Annotated in this window: 8 protein-coding genes; 1 reads left to right on the top strand and 7 read right to left on the bottom strand. The window is 40.8% G+C overall.

Features of this window, described 5'->3' with window-relative positions:
• Positions 1–4 precede the first annotated feature (4 nt).
• The 3 genes from D0T08_RS26630 to D0T08_RS26620 all read right to left on the bottom strand — a co-directional run bounded on the left by D0T08_RS26630 (position 5) and on the right by D0T08_RS26620 (position 4,129).
• Positions 5–520, bottom strand: coding sequence for a DUF4082 domain-containing protein (locus D0T08_RS26630; protein WP_158561356.1), 516 nt, complete (start codon positions 518–520; stop codon positions 5–7).
• Between the two features lie 82 nt (positions 521–602).
• Positions 603–1,598, bottom strand: a complete 996-nt coding sequence (locus D0T08_RS26625) for a glycosyltransferase (protein WP_116985805.1) — start codon at positions 1,596–1,598, stop codon at positions 603–605.
• 53 nt (positions 1,599–1,651) lie between these two features.
• Entirely contained in the window at positions 1,652–4,129 is a 2,478-nt protein-coding gene (locus D0T08_RS26620) for a YfhO family protein (protein WP_116985804.1), read from the bottom strand.
• Positions 4,130–4,269: 140 nt separating this feature from the next.
• Here D0T08_RS26620 and D0T08_RS26615 point away from each other — a divergent pair, with 140 nt between their 5' ends.
• A complete protein-coding gene (locus D0T08_RS26615) occupies positions 4,270–4,575 on the top strand; it encodes a DUF4286 family protein (protein ID WP_116985803.1) in 306 nt (101 codons plus the stop codon).
• 15 nt (positions 4,576–4,590) lie between these two features.
• Here D0T08_RS26615 and D0T08_RS26610 read toward each other — a convergent pair whose 3' ends face one another.
• From D0T08_RS26610 to D0T08_RS26595, 4 genes are all read right to left on the bottom strand, one after another.
• Positions 4,591–5,505 carry an RluA family pseudouridine synthase gene (locus tag D0T08_RS26610; protein ID WP_116985802.1) on the bottom strand — a complete coding sequence of 305 codons (915 nt, stop codon included), beginning with the start codon at positions 5,503–5,505 and terminating at the stop codon, positions 4,591–4,593.
• Between the two features lie 127 nt (positions 5,506–5,632).
• Entirely contained in the window at positions 5,633–8,182 is a 2,550-nt protein-coding gene (locus tag D0T08_RS26605) for an OmpA family protein (protein WP_116985801.1), read from the bottom strand.
• 140 nt (positions 8,183–8,322) lie between these two features.
• Positions 8,323–12,276 (bottom strand): PA14 domain-containing protein, encoded by a 3,954-nt coding sequence (locus D0T08_RS26600; RefSeq protein WP_116985800.1) that lies wholly within the window; start codon positions 12,274–12,276, stop codon positions 8,323–8,325.
• Positions 12,277–12,452: 176 nt separating this feature from the next.
• Positions 12,453–20,990, bottom strand: coding sequence for a gliding motility-associated C-terminal domain-containing protein (locus D0T08_RS26595; RefSeq protein WP_147322850.1), 8,538 nt, complete (start codon positions 20,988–20,990; stop codon positions 12,453–12,455).
• Positions 20,991–21,898: the final 908 nt, after the last annotated feature.

Below are 21,898 nucleotides of genomic sequence, written 5' to 3'. Positions count from 1 at the left end.
AATATTAATTATTGGGTATGAAGCCAAAGTCTACAAAACCGGATATAGACTTAGTATTGTTCGTCTCATTCGGAAGCCTAGGTGTTGCCGTTGCTGATGGTTGGCTTGCGTATCCAAATCCTAAAACTTTCACACTTCCCTTGATAATCGGATAGAGAATATTTCCTCCCGCTTTAGGAAGGGCATCATTCCAATTATTGGCTACTACAGAAATAAAATATTCTTTTTCGGGCTTTATCGCTAAACCTGAAATGTCTGCCCACGCTTGTGTATTAGCCTGAGTCTGAATAACATTTTGGCTAAGTAAAACTGTTTTTTCTGTAAAATCCCAGATACTCACTCTATAAGTGCCTGAATTAGGTAGTCTAGTACCGAATTTTACAACTTTCCCTTCTTTTAGAACCTGAAATCTTAATCCAAACTCATAATAAACGGGATTATTAGTGGCTGTTACCTTTATCTTCATAGTGCTATCTGCCAAGAAACTGGTAAACCCTTCTTCTATAGGTTGTGTTTCCATCTGGCAACTCAACAAAGAAAATAAAATAAGGGATAATAATAGGGTTAGTACAACCTGTTTTCTCATTTCAATTCAGAAATTATTATTTTGATTTTAAAATATATTGCATAATTAAAAAAGTATTTCGTAAGCGTATTTCGGCAAACTTACTTTTAAAATATAGTTTTAAAGCTTTTACACCTAATGCTTTATTACTTGTACATACTTTTATCCAGCGATGGGCCAGTATATAATGTAAGGCCTTAGGCTCAAATCTTTTACTAATTTCATTCTGTTGATTAATGCGATGCAGCCAATCAGCTGTTAGTTGCAGAAACGCTAAATTTTCTGCCTTTTTGAAGGCAATATTGTAGTGTAAATTTACTTCTTCGTCACTTGGCAATATTCCTAAATTTTCTAATTGCATTTTATGGTTCAGTTTGACCGCTTTTTCTGACTTCTGTTGTTGAAGCGAGCTTATATTGGTCGTATGAATACGATAGTCGACCAGTGTTTTTGGTAGAATAGCTACTTCATGCTGAGCCGCAACCCTCACCCAAAGTTCATAATCTTCTGTAGGAGGGAACTCCGGTCGATAATGCACCTCAGGAAGTTGACTCTTCCTCAACATTACACTTGATTGAACAAAGTAATTCACAAATAACAACAAAGCCGACAAGTATTCATCCGGGATGTACGATTTAATATAATTACCCGTTGGCTTCCCTTCTGAATCAATCAATCTTGCCCAGCTTGCTACCATGGCATGATTGCTATGTTCTTCTAAAAATCTATACTCTTCTTCAAGCCTTGTAGGGTGGGCAATATCATCAGCATCAAGCCAGGCAATATACTCACCTGTAACCTCACTTAACAAACGGTTTCTTGAAAAAGATAGTCCTCTATTGTGTTCATTTTCTATATATCTAATCCGGGCATCCTGAAAGGAAAGAATAATCTCTTTACTCGAATCGCTTGAGGCATCGTTCAGAACAACTAATTCAAAATCTTTAAATGTCTGATTTAAAATGCTATTAATCGCTTCCTTAACATACCTTTCTGCATTATAGACAGGCATTAACACTGAAACAACTGGCATATCTTATTAATTAAATCAAACAACTCTTTATCTTCTTCCTTAACTTAGTTACACTAAGCCTTTGGTTTTTCATCTTCTTTTTTGCTTCTGAATTCCATTACCAAGCCACCTATAATCAATAATACAAATGCAATGGAAGAGAATAGGTCAATCTTTGTTCCGACTGTAACTGATTTCGGTTCGAATTTGAACTCTATCTTATGTTTTCCTGCCGGAACTACCATAGCACGTAATACATAATTGGCTCTGAAGTGTGGTGTTTCCTGACCATCTACATAAGATTTCCAATCCTCGTTACCTCTATAATATACTTCTGAGAAAACTGCTACCTGATTCGATGCTGAGTTTGACTCGTAAGTCAATGCATTCGGTTTATATTCAGTCAGTTTAATGCTAGCCGTTGTATCCTGATTCAAAGATTTTCCGTTTAGATAGCTGTTATATCTCTGGTCAACAAAAGCTACAGTACGGGGATTAAAGTTATTGACCGATTTAAGTTCTTCATCGGCATTTTTTACCACTTTTATTTCATTGACAAACCAGGCGTTTCCTAAAGCCTCAGGGTTTTGCTGAGCCACAGGTTCACCATTCTGGCCGGGTGTAATGAAATACTTGGTATTAAGCATGTTGAGAATCGGCATGTTCAACTTACCATCTTTTATCATAGCGTTTTCGTACAATTCCTGCATACGCTTCAATTTCGCACCATGATATCCTCCCACAGATTTATGGAAATAAGAGATTTTAGCATCTGACCAGAAGCTCTGGTTTGTTGCCAAATCGATAACTCTGAAATCAGGGTCTTTATCCTGTAAAATTTGCTCATCGGCCGGTGACGGCGTATAAGATTGACTTACAATTGCCGATTTTGGCTGGAAATCAGAATTATTCACATAGCGCTTATCCACCAGAATTAAATCTAAAATGGTTAATGTACCCAACACAATAATAAATACATTGGCTTTAATCTTTTGCGTGGTAAATGCCCATATTAAACCTGCAGCAGCAGCCAATAAGAATAATGAACGCAGAATATCACTTATGACAGCTGATTGACGGTCGGCAATAATAGAGGCTAATAATGAGTTGGCAAAATCCTGACCATTGGCCTGAGCAATATTTTTCACAAAACCTTCATCGTTTGGCGAGCGGAAATCAAGAAGGAAATAGCCGATGATTATAACTCCTAATAAGCCACCCAAAGAATATATCAAAGGCTTTTTCAGATCTTTGAAACTAAGGTTATTATCTACAATTTGCTTAATGCCTAACATACCACCTAATACCAGACATAGGTGTAACAATGTCAGTATCATCTTACTATCCCTGAATTTATTGAAATAGGGAAAGTAATCAAACATAAAATAGTTGAAACCACTAAAATAACTACCCCAGGCTATAAACAAATAAATAATTGAAGTAGCTAATAGCACGTATTTCAGCCCATCCTTAACGATAAATAGTGATAGCAGGAAAAAAAACAAAACTAATATACCGGAATAAAACGCTCCGGATGTGTAACCCTGTGGGCCAAAATATAGTGGCAAGTTAGAACTAAAATTAAGCGCAGTACCGGCATCAATACCCTTTCCAATCATCATTTTATAGGTTTCAGAACTAGTCCCGGCATTACCACTGGAAGACCCACCTACAAAATTCGGTGCTAAAAAGGTAAGTGTTTCCAGCTTGCTGAAAGCATAATTCTGCCCAAACGCGTAATCTCTGTCTAAACCGTCTGACGAACGGTTGATATTTCCTAAGGTCAATTCAGATTTTCCACGGGTAGTTTCTTTAGTATACACTAAGGTATTCCACAAATACATGCCACGCGTACCCACACCTATTGCCAGACACACTAAAATAATGGCATAAGCCTTTAACAGACCTGAGAAATTACTTTTTTTAACATGCAGGTAGCTTTCAAAAATAGTATAAAACCCTAAAAGGAAGAATAAATAGTAAGTTATCTGCGGGTGATTGGCGTAAATCTCTAAGCCCATAAAGAGTGTTGTAATGGCAATACCCAGCCAATATCTTCCTCTGAAAACAGCTATAAAGCCTGCCAGCACTCCCGGTGCAAAGGCTAATGCAATGATTTTTGAGATATGACCTGCTTCCAGAAATAGAAAGGCACTTGTACCAAAGGCATAAGCAACCGAGCCAAAGAAACTAAGCCATCTGTTTACGTTTAGTACACGCAATAATACGTAAAAGCCTATCATCAGGGCTATCAATACATTGGCCGGAACGGGAAAAATATCTAATAAAGTTGCTCCTAACCAACTTGACCAGCTATTCGGGTAGCCTCCTACAATCATATAGCTGGGCATACCACCAAACATTGAGTTTGTCCACCAACCCCAATCACCTGTTTGTTTATGAAAATCGTTGAGTTCTTTTGCAGCAGCAGAAGCCATCTGAATATCGTGTAGACCGAGACGTTTCCCTTGCAAAAGCGGAGAAGCATATAAAAAACTAATCACAACAAAGCCGACGATTGCTAGAATAGTAGGGATAAACTTTTTAAACATTTTTTAAAAGAATATGATGGAAATAAAATCAATCAAGGTGGTTCTCAGTACAAAGAACGCAAAGAAAAATTAAACTCGGTAAGAATAAGACCAAATTTCTTTCCGAGATTTGCAAATCTTTTATTTAAAAATCAGCGTTTATGTTTCTTTTTAATATCACTTTCAATGTTGAAACACCTATTCATCAACAATGGCTTAAATGGATGAAGGCGAACTTTTTACCGCCTGTCATGCAAACTAAATTACCATATAATTCGTCTATTCTAAAGCTGCTAACTGAAGTTGAGAACGCTGGAAACACTTACTCTATCCAGTTTCATTTTAAAAGTATGGAAGACTTCCTGAATTTCGACCTCAACCATAAAGAAAAGATTTTAGACAGACATAATATGCTTTTCAGAGGTAAGGTTGTTCATTTTAGTAGCCTTTTAGAGGAAATTGCTTGATTTTTTCTAAAACATTTAATCGAATAATTTCATAAACTTTGACGGTACTTCTGTTTCATAGCGCAAATCCTCTTTCGTAATTGGATGCTTAAATGAAAGTACCCAGGCATGTAATCCCAAACGATTAATTGGATTGCTTATAGCGCCATATTTGGCATCGCCTACAATCGGGTGTTTCATATCTTTCGCATGTACACGTATCTGATTTTTACGCCCTGTTTCTAAATTGAATTTAACTAAAGAATATTTGCTGCTTCGTCTTAAGACCTCATAGTGTGTGATGGCTTTTTGCCCTAGAGCTGGGTTTGGGCTTGAATAAACTACCAAAGCTTTACTCTCAACCAGATAAGAAACTACAGTTCCTTCATCGTTCTCTACAGAGCCTTCGGTTACGGCCAGATAAGTACGTTCTTCAATCGTTTCATTCCATGATTCCTGTAAGAGTTTCTGTACTTTTTCACTTTTGGCAAATATCATTAAACCCGAAGTTTCGCGGTCTAGTCGATGGACGATAAATATACGATTAGCCGGATTCTGTCTTTTTACATAAGCACTCAAGGTACTGTAGGCATTGTTGTCTTTTTGTTTTTCTGTAGCAATCGATAGTACCCCCTCCTGCTTCTCAATAACAATCAGATATTGGTCTTCAAACACAATTGATAATCCTTTTTGCTTTTGCTCTTCCGGTGCTTTCTTCCACTTTATTTCTACCGATTGCCCGGCTTTTAAAATATGGTTAAATTGAGTAACCGCCCTTCCCTCAACAAAAATGTGTTTATCCCGAAGCAATACTTTTACATCATTCCGGCTCTTATTGATATTTCTAAGTAGAAATACCAATAACTCTGTTTCTTCTTTTACCGTAAACTTTGTTTCTACTGGCTTATTGGTATTCTTCTGTATATAATTATCTTTCTTAAAATTCCTCATCTTTATTCATTCTCAAAGCACATCGTGTACTATTTTATATAGCAAAGGTAAGAATTCCCGATGTGCTGTAAGGGAATATATGTACATATTTTAATACCATACACTACCTTTAAAGATTTCAGTTGTGTTATTTGCGTTCAATAGAGAGGATTTTGAATTCGGTGCGGCGATTTCTTTGATGTTCTGCTTCGGTACATTGAACTCCGTCGCCGCAGCCATTCACGGGTTCTTTTTCGCCCATTCCTACCCCTTTCATTCTGGCTTTGGCTATGCCTTTTTTAGCTAAGAAGTTTACCACCTCATTTGCTCTTAGTTGCGAGAGAGCCAGATTATCCTGTGCATTGCCTCTTGTATCGGTATGTGAGCGTATTTCAATAATCATATTAGGGTTTTTCTGCATGGTTTGCACCAGTTTCTCTAATTCCCTTACCGACTCTCCCCTTATTTTATAACTTTCAGAATCGTAGTATATATTATCTAATTGCACTATATCTCCAACCTTATAGAGTTTGGTATCAAATAAAGAACCTACATTGGCTTTGACAGTTTTCTTTTTAAAGATATTGGTAATGCTTCTTTTCTCAGCTATTTTCTCTACTAACTCAAAGCTTCTTCCAAAATTCTCTTTGACAGCCTCTAGCAGATAGTCACAATTCAAATCTCTTTTAAATTCATAAGAGCCGTCGGCCCCTGTTACCATTTCCTGTACCTGATTGGTACACTGATTAATAAAACGAATCAATACACCGGCGATAGGTGTGCTATCCCGTCCGGCAGTTACAACTCCTCTAAAAATCGTTGATGTATTATTTTTATTTCCTTTTGAAAGCAAAATCTCGTTAGGCGCAGTTTTTGTTTCATTCGGCTTCTTTTTGGTATTATCAGCCATAACTGCTTCACGTTTCAGATAAATATCCAGTTTTGATGATTCATAATCGGAAGCATCTTTATTAGAAAAATTGACTACTGTCTGCTGATAGCCATTTTGTTTGACAATGAAATTAAAGTCATTGTCTGCTTCGAGACAAAGTTTGATAGTTCCAAGATTATTGGTAATGGCACTTTCTTTAGTATCAGATTTCCCCTTGGTTTCATACTCAAATCTTATGCGATCAAAAGGTTTTTTGCTTTCAGAATCAAAGATATTAACCACCACTTCTCTACAACCATAAACTGCTCCTAAACGCGTAAATTTATAAATATCATCATCATTCCCACCTCTCTTACGGTTGCTGCTCATAAATCCAGACTGGCGTTCGCTATCTGTTATAATCCCAAAATCATCTTTATTTGAGTTCAAGGGAGCGCCCAGGTTTCTCGGTTTACCTGAAGGCATACCTGTAGCCGTATTCATCGACATAAAAAAAATATCTAAATCGCCTAGACCCGGATGACCGTCAGACGAGAAATACAGGTTGCCCCTTTCATCAACAAAAGGAAACATTTCATTGCCTCGTGTATTGACACTTGCACCTAAGTTTTCAGGTTTTGTCCAATCACCATTAGTATATCTGGTCATCCAGATGTCTGTGCCGCCATAACCACCGGGCATATCCGAAACAAAATACAGTATTTTATCATCGATGGTAATAGTTGGATGACCACAAGAAAAATCGTTACTGTTAAAAGGCAATTCTCTTACTTTTTTCCACTCATTGTCTTCATAAAAAGCCATGTAGAGTTTTAAACGAGTGATACCCGAATTTTTTTTCTGACCAAAAATTCCTCCATTCACACTTTGCGCATTACGGGTAAAGACAATTTTTGAACCATCGTGGAAAAACGTACACGGCCCCTCATGGTATTTTGAATTGAGCGTTTTGCTGAATTTCTGAGTAGGGATACTTGGTTCTTCTTCGTAATCCAGGTCTTTGCTACCTGCCACATAGTCGCTTCCTTTCCGGCCTACGGTTTTGCTATCGTTTGAGGTAGGCTGTGTATAGTAATCATTCCCTAATCTATTGGAAGGGCCTGGCGCTTTTGTAGTGGAAGAAGAACTCGTACCAATAGCAGATGCACCAGTTTCTGTGTTTAGCACCTTCAGGTCTTCTAAATAAAATAAATCAAGAAAAGAAGAGGCATCCCAATTGAAAACTCTTTTGATGGTAGCGTTGCCCGTACGGCCTGAGACGAATACCAGACCTTTTTTATAATAAATCGGGCTAAAATCGGCACTACTTGAATTAATGCCGACGTATTCTACGCGATAACTACCAGCGTTGCGCTCTAACGCACCTCGATTGCTATTGAGTTTAATAAACTCTTCACCTCGTTTATCCTGCTCTTGTAGTTCATTGAATTTTTGCCAGTATTGATTGGCTTCGTCATATTTGCCATTACTGGTTAGTACTTGAGCGAAATGGCGATAGGCTTTTACATCTTCACCTTTTAAAACCGGATTAGCACCTAGCACATCTCTGAAAACTCTTTCGGCATTGGCAAAGTCTTTTACCTGACGGTAAGCCAAGGCTAGTTGGATTTTTGCTTTCTGGGTTTCTTCATCGGTTAAACCCTTCGGTTTTTTCAAAGCAGTTTCATACAACTCGATTGCTTTTGCGTAAGCCAAAGCATCATATTGCGCATCAGCTTTCTGGAGCGCTTTAGAGGTACTTTGAGCATGAACGACAAAAGCAGAAGTAGCAAAAAAGATAAGAATTATCAATCTTCTCAATAGCATTGCCCGGTAGTACTGCTTTCTATTTAAACGTAATCAACTGCAAAAATCATGCCTTTAAGCAAGGCATTTTATCCACATACCAATCAATTTGGTACCTAAATTTAGAAACATTTCTGTAATTCAGGCACATTTTTTCTATGTTAGTGAACTATTATCAGTTTTTTGACCGATTTACCTACCTCTTTGGTTTCATCCTCTAACACAATAACATAAACACCACTACTATACGTTTTGAGCGATAATTGGTATTCTGCCTTATTACTGAATGATTCCTGATGCACTACTCCCCCTTTCTCATTGAACATCTGTAACCTTACAGCACTATTGGCAAGCTTGTTTAACTGGAGAGTAACAGCCTCATCGGCAGGGTTTGGGAAAAGTAAAACATCCGTTCCTTCCGACTCTCCTACTATTAAATCACCTATTATTTCAGGCACTTGTGAATCATTAATAATGCCTGTGGTACTTGTGACAGGGAATAACTGACTTTGTGGAATTACTTCTCTTGCTTGGTTTGGCCCAGACCACTCTAATTTGGCTTGAGCTCCGCCGGTATTCTCATAATATTCTATTTTAATTGGTACTTTCACTCCACCTGATAACAAGATAGCATAAGAAAAAGTAGTTGGTGACTGGTTAACCCATTTATTAATAATCAATCGGTTGTCAACCCATACTCTTACTCCATCATCTGCTGTCATAATAATATTATATACTTGCGTTGTGCGCGGTAATAAGAAACCTTCCCAACGAACAGAATAAGTGTCGCTTGAAATACTTGAGGCAGGAGAACCATTACCCCAGTTAAAATTGATAGTCTTATCTATACGCGTAAACACCAGGCTGGTGAGATCTTTATTATTATAATAACGTGCAGTCAGGCCTGTACCCGCAATAGGTTGCGGTGCTACGCCGAATAACTGGCTCTGCGGAACTACTTCTTTTGTCTGACTGGCACTTGCCCATTCTAGTTTTATCATGGCATTACCGGTATTCTCATAATACTCAATTACAATATATGCTTTTTGCCCTGCCACTAAATCCATCGTAAAAGTATTGGTCACAGAAGGCTGAGAGACCCACTTATCAACCTTCAACTGGTTATTAATCCATACTTTTACTCCATCATCTGAGGTGATACTAAAGGTATATTTTTCTGAATATTTTGGCAAAATTTGTCCTTGCCAGCGCACTGAATAGGTTTCGTTTCCTATCAATACATCAGGCGAGCCGGTTCCCCAGTTAAAATCAATTTTATTGTCTATTCTGGTTAGTTTAGGGGTAGTGAGGTTGGCATTATCATAATAAGTGGCCGCCAACCCATTGCCATTACCATCTGGTGGTGTTGTGGGTGTAGTAGGCGTAATAGGCACAAGTACGCCAAACAACTGGGATTGTGGAATTACTTCATTTACCTGGCTTGGGCTTGCCCATTCTAATTTAGCAGCGGCATCTCCCCCATTTTCATAATACTCAATTTTGATTGGCACTTTTTGACCTGCTACTAAATTTACATTAAAATTATAGGTAGTCAATGGCTGATCAATCCATTTATCTAATACCAATTGATTATTGATCCATACCCTGATTCCATCATCTGCCGAAACAGTCAAAGTATAGGTTTCAGTATATTTCGGCAATATCTCCCCTATCCATCTTGCCGAATAAGTATCTGCGGCAACATCTGTAGCAGGTGAGCCTGTTGCCCAGTTGAAATCAATTTTATTATCTATTCGGGCAACTTTAGGATTCGTTAAATCCATATTATCATAATAAGTTGCTGCCAGACCATTTCCGTTACCATTTTGTACCGGAGGATTTGTAGGAGTGTCTACTTTTTTACTCACCGTAAAAGACTGGAATACTGGTCTCGCGGGAGCAAAGCTATTATTACCGGGTTGAGTAGCAGCTACTGTTACAATACCTGGAAGCCCACTTAAAGTGATAACATTTCCAACTAAAGTAGCCGGGCCAATTAAAACATAATAAGATATGGGTAAATTTGAAGTAGACGTGGCACTGATACCAAATGGCGCATCAGTATTGAGTTTATTATTTAAGCCGTTAAATGTGATTGTTTGTTGCGTTCCTCCACAGTTAGGATAAATATCCTTGCTTAAAACAGTGGCCAAACCTTGTGCATCCTGCACTGTCAGGGTAATTCGATACCAATAAGTGGCGCCATCGCAACCTACCGGAGATATAACTGTTGAAGTTGTTTTCTGGTTGATAGGTGGCTCAGGGTGGTTATGCTCATTATGAAATAAGGCCACCTGCCAGCTATAATTTAACTGTGCTGGAGCAGTCTCATTATCAGAAGCTGAACAATCCAGTGTCAGATAGGTTTTACCACTTACCTGAAAGGTATTAATTTCACTTAAAGTACTTGAATTAATGGTAGGCGGTGTATTGTTTGGAGAAATCAATACATAAGCCGAACTTTTAGCACCACCATTGTCAGTTACTGTCAGTTTTACATTATAAGCAGTATTACCCGCCGTGGTAAATGTTTTTTGCGGATTCGCCAAAGTACTGGTGCTTCCATCTCCAAACTCCCATAGGTAGTTCAAATTCCCATTTTCAGGATCATTGGATTGGTCTCCTGTAAACTGCACAGTTAAAGGTCCAACACCAAAAGTTTTATCTGATGAGGCAATAGCTGTCGGAAATTTATTACCTGATTGCGTATAAGTAATACGTCTTATCTCGCCCGGATATTTTACATACAATAAAGCATCCTGAAAAGGTTGCTGACCTAGAAATACGATAGGGCCACTGCCATCAGGCACGAAATTCCTGACCTGTTTCGGATTGAGGTTATCATCGAAACTGATATTTCTGATCCAACCTCCACCATAATCGGCGTGGAAATAAGTATTCTTATATTCAGTGGGGAAACTTGAACCTGTGTACCAGAAACCACCTGTAGAAGCATTACCTCCGAAAGACGTGCCTATTATAGAGGCACTACCTACATTAGCTAATACTCCGTTGATGAATCCTCTTGCTGTACTCCCACCGCGCCAGTCTAATTTAGGTCTGTCAAATGTAGCTGGCTTGTAAGTACCATTATTATAGGCAGACTGTGCATCCATACCTTCGTATGATGGCCATCCGAAGTTCTGTCCTTTAGTTGTCAATACGTTCAATTCTTCTTTTGAATTCCAACCTACGTCCCCAATAAAGAATATACCCGGGTTTCCGTCGTTTCTGTCAGGACTACCTGTACCTGTCTTGATAGCAAAACGATAAGGGTTTCTTAATCCTCTTGCCCATACTCTTGATTGTGCCGAACGAGGACTATTTGCATTCCAATAAGGATTTGAAGGAATTCCATCTCCTGTATTAGGATCAATCCGTATGATTTTACCGCTTAATGAATTAAGCATCTGGCATCTGTAAGCGCCCACGTTCTCCTGAGTGGTAATGATCCCATCATTAATGGCTTGTTGCCAATAGGTTTCTCCTGCTGAACCCTGGTCGGCAGAAGCATAACTGGCGCCATCACCCAAACTTGCCAATAATGTACCATCTGTACCAAAAGCAATATGCCCTACGCCATGAGATTCATGCAGAACAGGCATACCTGTAGATTTGGTTTCGCCTAATAATACTTTCCTTGTATTGTAATCAATCTGAGAGAAACCTGAATTGGCCGTTGCGGTATAACGAGTGATACGACCGATAGTAGCGTTAAAATATTCGTTTGTAGTAGCACTATACTGAGATGTGCCAAATTTTAATAAATGATGTCGGTCAACTACATAAAACAGATACACATTCCCGTTTGAAATGAAATTGGGATCTAAAGCAAATCCTACTAATCCAAAATCTCTCCAGTCACCAACTTCCGGTGAAATATCAATAAAAGGCTGGTTTTTCTTTACACCATTCTCAACTATCCATACCTTTCCGCCCTTTTCCCATACGAACATACGGCCATTAGCATCAAAAGTAAATCCTGTTACCTGATTCCAACCTCCTAAAAAAAGCTGGTCATTAAAGCCGGACGGTAATTGCCCGAAAGTAAGTTCTGATAAAAAGAGTAAAATAAAAAGGCATGACACCTTTTTAGGGAGGTAGATTTTTTTCATAATGAATTGTTATAGGTTCTCAATAGCATTAGCGCAACTTGCGCTGTTATACTCCGGGTAATAGATCAGGTTTAAGAACTTATTTCTTTTCCCTGATAAAGAAAGTGCCACCCCTCATTAGAATTAAATCGTTTTGAAAGATGGCACAAATCATAATTGAATTTAGGGGTTAATGTTTATCTCGCAAGGGTAATATATCCTACTTTATGTACTTTCTTACCGCCAAGTTCGTAGTCAATCGCATAGAAGTATGTTCCGTCAGGCAAACCTTCGCTACCAAATCTGATACCCTGGTTTGAAGTTCCATCCCAACCTTCACCTGTTAATGTGTTGTCTTTATCTTTGAAGACTAAGTGACCCCAACGGTTGAAGATACTACCAGATACGATTTTGGCACCATCCGGAATAGTTACCTTGAAGTAGTCATTTTTACCATCTTCATTTGGCGAGAACGCTTCAGGAATTATCACAACTCCACCGGCATCCAATGGTAATCTCAGTACAGTCGGTGAGGTTTGGTTAGCTTTCACTTCCATACCTGCATTCGACTTGTCAGACACCAACTGTCCGCTTCCGATAGCTTTCGCATAAGCGTAGCTGTTATAAGGGCCTTCATGACCATTATGGAACACTTTCACGGTATAGAATATCGAATCCATTTTACTTACCGCCAATTGGCTGGTAGTATCAGCTACTAATAGATTAGCGTCTTCTTTCCCATTAAAGCTTGGATTCAGCTTCAATGTTGAGTTCAAACCTACAGTCGGTTTACCTACCATTACATAACTTACGCTGTCGGCAAATGTCTTGCTTAAGCTGTCAGATACTTGTACGTTGGTTAGTTTAGTACTTCCTACGTTTTTCACTAAGGCTACATAAGTTACTGAGTAGCTGGTTTCATCCAATTTCGTAGAATCTACTATTGCTAACGATACGCCAATGGCCGGTTCAGTCGGATTAATATCAACTTCCACTTCAATTGGTGTCGGATCCTGGTTATTGGTTGGATCACCATCACTATCAGGGTCAGGATTTATACCATCTGTCGACTCTTCTTTCTTCTGACCATTTACAGTCAGTTCTGCTTTGTTGTAGAACTTATCTGCAGTGGCATTAGTAAAGTCAACTTTTACATTGAAGCGTAATGCAGATGTCTTGCCTTTCTTAACGCTGCTCATCGAGTCGATCAACATATTTTTGTTCATGCCACGACCTGTATAATTCGGATTCACTACCAGACCTGAATCAGCTACTATCTTCACTGTATCATTCAGAATCTTAGCACCACTACCAAAGGCTTTCTCTAAGTCGTCAACTACTTGTACACCTGTTACATCTGCGTTACCCATATTCTTCACGTAGATAGTAAATGGTATTGTATAAGTTTTTCCGCTTACTAACAGAGGCTCTCCTGATACTTTGCTCATACCTAACAATGTTTCTTCCTGACCAGGATCATTGATTGTGTATTCGCTCACGTTATTGGCAGTTGTATTGTCTATCTCATTTACTTTCGACAACTCAGCTTTATTCACAATCTTACCACCCGCAACAACTCTTGTTTTGTAAGTGAATGATACACTATCACCTGCTTTCAAACTGTCAAGTTTCAGATTAATAACACCGTTTGTATAAGTCGCATTAGAGCTGGCTGAGATAAAGCTTAGCTTATATGGTAAGATGTCTCTTACTTCAATACCTGTTGCTTTCAATGTACCTACGTTTTTCACAGATACTTTGTACTCAACTTCCTGATCCATTGCTACCTTATCTGCCGAAGCTGTTTTCTTCACTGCCAGATCTACGATTGATGTACCTGGGGTTACTCCGCCATTGCAAGAATCAATTGCTACTTTAATTATTGAACCTGCTGAATAGCAACCTGCTGCTGTACGTTCGAATACATAATATGTACCTTTTCCAACTGCTCCCGGATTCGTAATCAATGGTGATGAGGTTGAATTAGCTGTATGGAATTCGAATTGACCTCCTACTGTAGTGATGTCAGTCAGAATTGCTGTGTTCAGGTCAGCCGTGTTAAACGGACATACATTCTTGATTTCGGCAATTACAGTTGGTGCAGTTGCTGCTTTACCTACCGTAACAGTTACCTCATTCGAACGTGGACTTTCACACTTGCCACTCAATGATTGACACTTAGCCCAGTAATTCGTGAATTCCTGCGTTGGTGTTACAGTCAATACAGCTCCAGTTGCACCTGTCGACCAAACGACTAATCCTGTACATCCTGTGGCTGTAATTACAGTGCTTTCACCAGGACATATTTGTTTTTTGCAGTGGATAAATGGTTTGTTCGGACTTCCGAATGGTATCATTACCGGTTCAGTCACTCCACTTTCACACTCACCTACTTTACATTTAGCTGTATACTTAACTGTGCTATCCGGAACCAATGTTAGGGTTTCGCCTGTAGCACCTGTCGACCAGACTACCAGACCTTCACAACCGCTTGCTTTGATAGTTACTGATTCACCGCTACAAACGAAGTCTGTCAGACAAACTAAGCTTGGTAAGGTTACGCTGGTAACTTTCACCTGTACTGCATTTGATAATGCACTGCTACACAGGTTAGAATCTTTACAAACCGCTGTATAAATTGAGGTCGCTGTTGGTTTCACAGTTATCGAGCTACCAGTCTGACCTGTTGACCAGATAACTACACCTGTGCTACAACCTGTAGCTGAGAGTGTCACGGTTTCTGGTTTACAGATGCTTGTTTTGTTAGTCGATATTACCGGAGCTACTGCATTACATGTACCACAATCTGTTTTAGAAGTGATGACAATGCTATTCGAAGCGCCGCTGATTCCACAACCATTCATACAAGTTGCTGAGTATGTTCCGGCTGTGCTTACAGTCAATACTGTTCCTGTGCTACCACCTGTCCAAACTATTGTTCCTGTACAACCACTTGCTGTCAGAATCGCTGTCTCATTTGCACAGATGCTTGTTTTGTTTGCTGCAATGAGTGGCGCAGTTGGTGTACTTCCCTGAGTAATTGTGATTACTGTTGAAGCACCGCTGGTTCCGCATGCTGTAGTACAGATGGCACTATAAGTTCCTGCTGTACCTACTGTGATGCTTGTGCCTGTTGAACCATTGCTCCAGGTCACTGTTCCGCCACAACCTGTTGCTGTTAACGTTGCAGTTTCAGTACCACAAATGCTTGTCTTGTTGCTTACTACTGTTGGAGCACCTGGTGTTCCGCCTGTTGTAATCACTATTGGGGTTGAAGCAGTGCTCACTCCGCAAGAGTTGCTACAAGTTGCTGTATAAGTACCTGCTGTGTTTACAGTAAGGGTTGTTCCTGTATGACCACCTGTCCAGCTTACTGTTCCGCTACAGCCTGTTGCTGTCAGGATCGCTGTTTCATTACCACATAGACTTGATTTATCTGATGCTACCGTTGGAGGAGCAGGATTACCACCTGTTGTAATGATTACTGCATTCGATACGCCACTTGTGCCACAAGTTGTTACACAAGTTGCTGTATATGTGCCCGCTGTACCTACTGTGATGCTTGTGCCTGTCGAACCATTACTCCAGGTTACTGTTCCACCACAACCTGTCGCTGTAATCTGAGTAGTTTCGTTACCACACAGACTTGGCTTGTTAGTTGCAATTACCGGAGCAGATGGCGAACCACCTGTTGTAATAATGACTGCATTCGAAGCACCGCTGGTTCCACAAGTTGTTGCACAAGTTGCTGTATATGTTCCTGCTGTACCCACTGTGATGCTGCTTCCTGTTGCATTATTACTCCATTTCACATTTCCACCACAGCCTGTCGCTGTCAGCGTTGCAGTTTCATTACCACACAAGCTTGTTTTGTTGCTTACTATTGTTGGTGCGCTTGGTGAACCTCCGGTTGTAATAATTACTGCATTTGATGCGCCACTGGTTCCGCAAGAAGTTGTACATATTGCAGTATATGTTCCTGCTGTACCCACTGTGATGCTTGTGCCTGTTGAGCCATTGCTCCAGGTTACTGTTCCACCACAACCACTTGCAGTCAATACTGCTGTTTCATTACCACACAAGCTTGTTTTGTTGCTTGCAATTGTCGGCGCACTTGGTAAACCTCCGATTGTGATAATGACTGCATTCGATGCGCTACTTGTTCCGCACGAAGTTGTACATATTGCTGTATAAGTTCCTGCTGTACCTACTGAGATGCTTGTGCCTGTTGAGCCAGTGCTCCAGGTTACTGTTCCACCACAGCCTGTCGCTGTCAATGTTGCTGTTTCATTACCACACAAGCTTGTTTTGTTGCTTGCAATTGTCGGCGCACTTGGTGGTGTACCTGTGGTTATTACTATTGCATTCGATGCACCACTTGTGCCACAACCTGTTAAACAAGTTGCTGTATAAGTACCCGCTGTGCTTACGGTGATGCTGCTTCCTGTTGCATTATTGCTCCATTTTACTGTTCCACCACAACCAGTTGCTGTCAGAATAGCTGTTTCGTTACCACACAAGCTTGTTTTGTTTGCAGCAATAGTCGGTGCACCCGGCGAGCCTCCTGTTGTAATTACAATCACATTAGAAGTTGGGCTCGTTCCGCAAGTATTGATACATACTGCTGTGTAAGTACCAGCTGTGCTTACTGTGATGCTAGTGGTAGTTGCATTGGTGCTCCATTTTAAAGTACCGTTGCAACCCGTTGCCGTTAGCGTAGCTGTTTCATTGCCACAAATACTTGTTTTATCGGCTGCCAGCGTTGGAGCAATTGGCGTGCCACCAGTTGTTATAGTGATAGCATTTGATGCACCGCTGGTTCCACAAGTATTTGCACAAGTTGCTGTATAAGTACCTGCAGTGATTACTGTGATGCTGCTTCCTGTTGTATTATTACTCCATTTTACAGTTCCACTACAACCTGTTGCTGTCAAGGTAGCCGTTTCGTTACCGCAAAGCATTGTTTTGGTGCTTGCAATCGTTGGTGCTGATGGGTTACCACCTGAAATAATCGTAATTACATTTGATGCACCACTTGTACCACAACTGCTTACGCAAATGGCGCTATATGTTCCTGCCGAACCTACAGTTAGTGTGCTACCCGTTGCATTCGTATTCCATTTCACTGTTCCACCACAACCAATTGCTGTTAAGATAGCTGTTTCGTTACCGCACAAGCTCGTTTTGTTGGCTGTAACGGTTGGCGGAGATGGCAGCATATTCTTTTTGATAACTACATTCTGGCTTGGTGCACTTTCACCGCAGGCATTTTCACATACTGCAGTATAAGTTCCACCTACGCTTACCGTGATGCTGCTGGTTGTTGCACCAGTACTCCATGTAATTGTACCATTGCAGCCTGTTGCTGTTAAAGTAGCTGTCTCTGTTCCACAAATAGTATTTGTATTGGTTGCTACTTCAGGCACCGTCGGTGAGATGGCTGTATTAATAGTTATTACATTACTTGCACCACTTTCTCCACAACTTGTTACACATTTCGCTGAATAGGTTCCGCCAGTACTTACCATAATTGAGGTGCCTGTTGAACCATTACTCCATGTGATAGTACCTATTGCACAACCTGAGCCTGTTAGAGTAGCTATCTCGTTGCTACACAATGCTGATTTATTAGATACAATCACTGGTGCTGCCGGAGCATTACCTGTACCAATAGTTATCACATTCGATGCGCCACTTGTTCCACAATTATTCACACAAGTTGCATTATAAGTACCTGCGGTTGTAACGCTGATGCTTGTACCTGTTGAACCATTGCTCCAGGTTACAGTTCCGCTACAACCTGTTGCTGTTAATGTGGCTATCTCATTATTACACAAGCTTGACTTGTTGCTTGCAATGGTTGGTGGATTAGGTGTGCCGCCTGAGAATATCGTGATGATATTCGAAGCTCCACTCGTTCCACATCCATTTACACAAGTTGCTGTATAAGTACCCGGTGTATTCACTGTGATACTGGTTCCAGTTGCGCCTGTACTCCATTTCACAGTTCCACCACAACCTGCTGCTACCAATGTCGCTGTTTCAGTACCACATAGTTTTTGCTTGTCTGAACTGATAATCGGTGCAGTTGGGTTCGTTACTGTCGAAATCACTACCTGATTAGATGGTGTGCTTCCACAAGCATTTTCACAATTGGCCGAATATGTTCCTGCTACACCTACTGTGATACTACTGGTTGTTGCTCCTGTACTCCAGGTCAATGTACCTGTGCAACCTGTTGCTGTCAATGTTGCTGTTTCACTACCACAGATGCTGGTTTTATTAGCTGCTACTGTTGGTGCTGCTGGTGTTGAACCTGTTGTGATCGTTATCACATTCGATGCTCCACTGGTACCACAATCATTGCTACATATTGCACTATAAGTGCCTGCTGTAGTTACTGTGATACTTGAACCTGTTGCATTGGTATTCCATTTAACTGTTCCGCTACAACCCGTTGCTGTCAACGTCGCTGTCTCATTATTACATAGACTTGTCTTGTTGGTCGCAATTGTTGGTGCATTTGGAGTACCGCCTGAGAATATCGTAATGATATTCGAAGCTCCGCTCGTTCCACAAGCATTTATACAAGTTGCTGTATAAGTACCCGGAGTATTTACGGTGATACTGCTTCCGGTTGCTCCTGTACTCCATTTCACTGTTCCACCACAACCTGCTGCTACTAATGTCGCTGTTTCAGCACCACATAGTTTTTGTTTGTCTGAACTGATAATCGGTGCCGTTGGATTCGTTACTGTCGAAATCACTACCTGATTAGATGGTGTGCTTCCACAAGCATTTTCACAATTGGCCGAATATGTTCCTCCTACACTTACGGTGATGCTGCTGGTGGTTGCTCCTGTGCTCCAGGTCAATGTACCTGTACAACCTGTTGCTGTCAATGTTGCTGTTTCGCTACCACAGATGCTGGTTTTATTAGCTGTTACTGTTGGTGCTGCAGGTGTTGAACCTGTTGTGATCGTTATCACATTCGATGCTCCACTGGTACCACAACCATTGCTACATGTTGCACTATAAGTGCCTGTTGTAGTTACTGTGATGCTTGAGCCTGTTGCATTGGTATTCCATTTAACAGTTCCGCTACAACCCGTTGCTGTCAACGTCGCTGTCTCATTATTACATAGACTGGTCTTGTTGGTCGCAATTGTCGGTGCATTTGGAGTTGTACCTGTTGTGATTGTCACCACATTCGATACGCCACTTGTGCCGCAACTATTACTACAAGTTGCTGAGTATGTACCAGCTGTAGTAACTGTAATGTTTGTTCCTGTTGCATTGGTACTCCAGGTTACTGTGCCTGTACAGCCTGTTGCTGTTAAGGTGGCCGTTTCGTTATTACATAAGCTTGATTTATTGCTTGCAATTACCGGTGCATTTGGAGTTGTACCTGTTGTGATTGTCACCACATTCGATGCACCACTTGTTCCACAGCTATTGCTACATGTCGCTGTGTATGTGCCTGGTGCAGTTACTGTAATACTTGTGCCTGTTGCATTGGTACTCCAGGTTATTGGACCTGCACAACCAGATACTGTCAACGTTGCTGTCTCATTGTTACATAGACTCGTTTTGTTGGTAGCAATCGTTGGTGCATTTGGTGTTGTGCCGGTTGTGATTGTCACCACATTCGATGCACCGCTTGTGCCACAACTATTGCTACATGTCGCTGTGTATGTACCTGCTGCAGTCACTGTGATACTTGTACCTGTTGCATTGGTGCTCCATTTCACTGTACCACTGCAACCTGTGGCTGTCAACGTTGCTGTCTCATTGTTACATAGACTCGTTTTGTTGGTTGCAATCGTTGGTGCATTTGGAGTTGTACCTGTTGTGATTGTCACCACATTCGATGCACCACTTGTTCCACAACTATTGCTACATGTCGCTGTATAGGTTCCTGCTGCAGTCACTGTAATACTTGTGCCTGTTGCATTGGTGCTCCATTTCACTGTACCACTGCAACCTGTTGCTGTCAACGTTGCTGTCTCATTGTTACATAGACTTGTCTTGTTGGTCGCAATCGTCGGTGCATTTGGTGTTGTACCGATTGTGATTGTCACCACATTCGATGCACCGCTTGTGCCACAACTATTGCTACATGTCGCTGTGTATGTACCCCCTGCACTTACTGTAATACTTGTGCCTGTTGCATTGGTACTCCAGGTTACTGTGCCTGCACAGCCTGTTGCTGTCAACGTCGCTGTCTCATTATTACATAGACTAGTTTTGTTGCTCGCAATCGTTGGTGCATTTGGTGTTGTACCTGTTGTAATTGTTATCACATTCGATGCACCGCTGGTGCCACAACTATTGCTACAGGTTGCTGTATAAGTTCCTGCTGTAGTAACTGTGATACTTGTGCCTGTTGCATTGGTGCTCCATTTCACAGTACCTGTACAACCTGTCGCTGTCAAGTTCGCTGTTTCATTGTTACACAAGCTTGATTTGTTGCTTTCTATAATCGGTGCATTTGGTGTTGTAATTGTTGTGATAATTACGGCATTCGATGCACCGCTGGTGCCACAACTATTGCTACAGGTTGCTGTATAAGTTCCTGATGTAGTTACTGTGATACTTGCGCCTGTTGCATTGTTGCTCCAGGTTACTGTACCTATACAGCCTGTCGCTGTCAACGTTGCACTTGCTCCATTACACAAGCTATTGTTGTTCGTCGCTATGCTTGGTGTTGCTGGTGTACTTCCTGTCGTAATCACTATTNCTCCATTTCACTGTGCCTGTACAGCCTGTTGCTGTCAACGTTGCAGTCTCATTATTACATAGACTCGTTTTGTTGCTGGCAATCGTTGGTGCATTTGGTGTTGTACCGATTGTGATTGTCACTACATTCGATGCACCGCTTGTGCCACAACTATTGCCACATGTTGCTGAGTATGTACCTGCTGCTGTAACTGTGATACTTGTACCTGTTGCATTGGTACTCCAGGTTACTGTGCCTGCACAGCCTGTCGCTGTCAACGTTGCAGTCTCATTATTACATAGACTAGTTTTGTTGCTCGCAATCGTTGGTGCATTTGGTGTTGTACCTGTTGTAATTGTTATCACATTCGATGCAACGCTGGTGCCACAACTATTGCTACAGGTTGCTGTATAGGTTCCTGCTGCAGTCATTGTAATACTTGTGCCTGTTGCATTGGTGCTCCATTTCACAGTACCTGTACAGCCTGTCGCTGTCAAGGTCGCTGTTTCATTGTTACACAAGCTTGATTTGTTGCTTTCTATAATCGGTGCATTTGGTGTACTACCTGTTGTGATAATCACTGCATTTGATGCACTACTTGTTCCACAACTATTGCTACATGTCGCTGTATAGGTTCCGGAAGTTGTTACTGTAATACTTGCTCCTGTTGCATTGTTGCTCCAGGTTACTGTGCCTGTACAACCTGTTGCTATCAACGTTGCACTTGCTCCATTACACAAGCTATTGTTGTTGGTCGCTATGCTTGGTGTTGCTGGTGTACTTCCTGTCGTAATCACTATCGGATTAGATACATTACTATCGCCACAAGTGTTGCTACAAACTGCTGTATAAGTGCCTGCTGCTGTTACTGTGATACTTGTGCCTGTTGCATTTGTACTCCATTTCACTGTGCCTGTACAGCCT

The sequence above is a fragment of the Emticicia sp. C21 genome (genome assembly GCF_003418935.1).
Taxonomy (GTDB): domain Bacteria; phylum Bacteroidota; class Bacteroidia; order Cytophagales; family Spirosomataceae; genus Emticicia.
The sequence above is the reverse complement of the archived record's forward strand: the minus strand, read 5'-3'. Positions and strand labels throughout refer to the sequence as shown.

Coding starts and splice junctions, on each gene's coding strand:
- D0T08_RS26630 (WP_158561356.1), bottom strand. CDS start 520: ATGGAAACACAACCTATAGAAGAAGGGTTTACCAGTTTCTTGGCAGAT.
- D0T08_RS26625 (WP_116985805.1), bottom strand. CDS start 1,598: ATGCCAGTTGTTTCAGTGTTAATGCCTGTCTATAATGCAGAAAGGTAT.
- D0T08_RS26620 (WP_116985804.1), bottom strand. CDS start 4,129: ATGTTTAAAAAGTTTATCCCTACTATTCTAGCAATCGTCGGCTTTGTT.
- D0T08_RS26615 (WP_116985803.1), top strand. CDS start 4,270: ATGTTTCTTTTTAATATCACTTTCAATGTTGAAACACCTATTCATCAA.
- D0T08_RS26610 (WP_116985802.1), bottom strand. CDS start 5,505: ATGAGGAATTTTAAGAAAGATAATTATATACAGAAGAATACCAATAAG.
- D0T08_RS26605 (WP_116985801.1), bottom strand. CDS start 8,182: ATGCTATTGAGAAGATTGATAATTCTTATCTTTTTTGCTACTTCTGCT.
- D0T08_RS26600 (WP_116985800.1), bottom strand. CDS start 12,276: ATGAAAAAAATCTACCTCCCTAAAAAGGTGTCATGCCTTTTTATTTTA.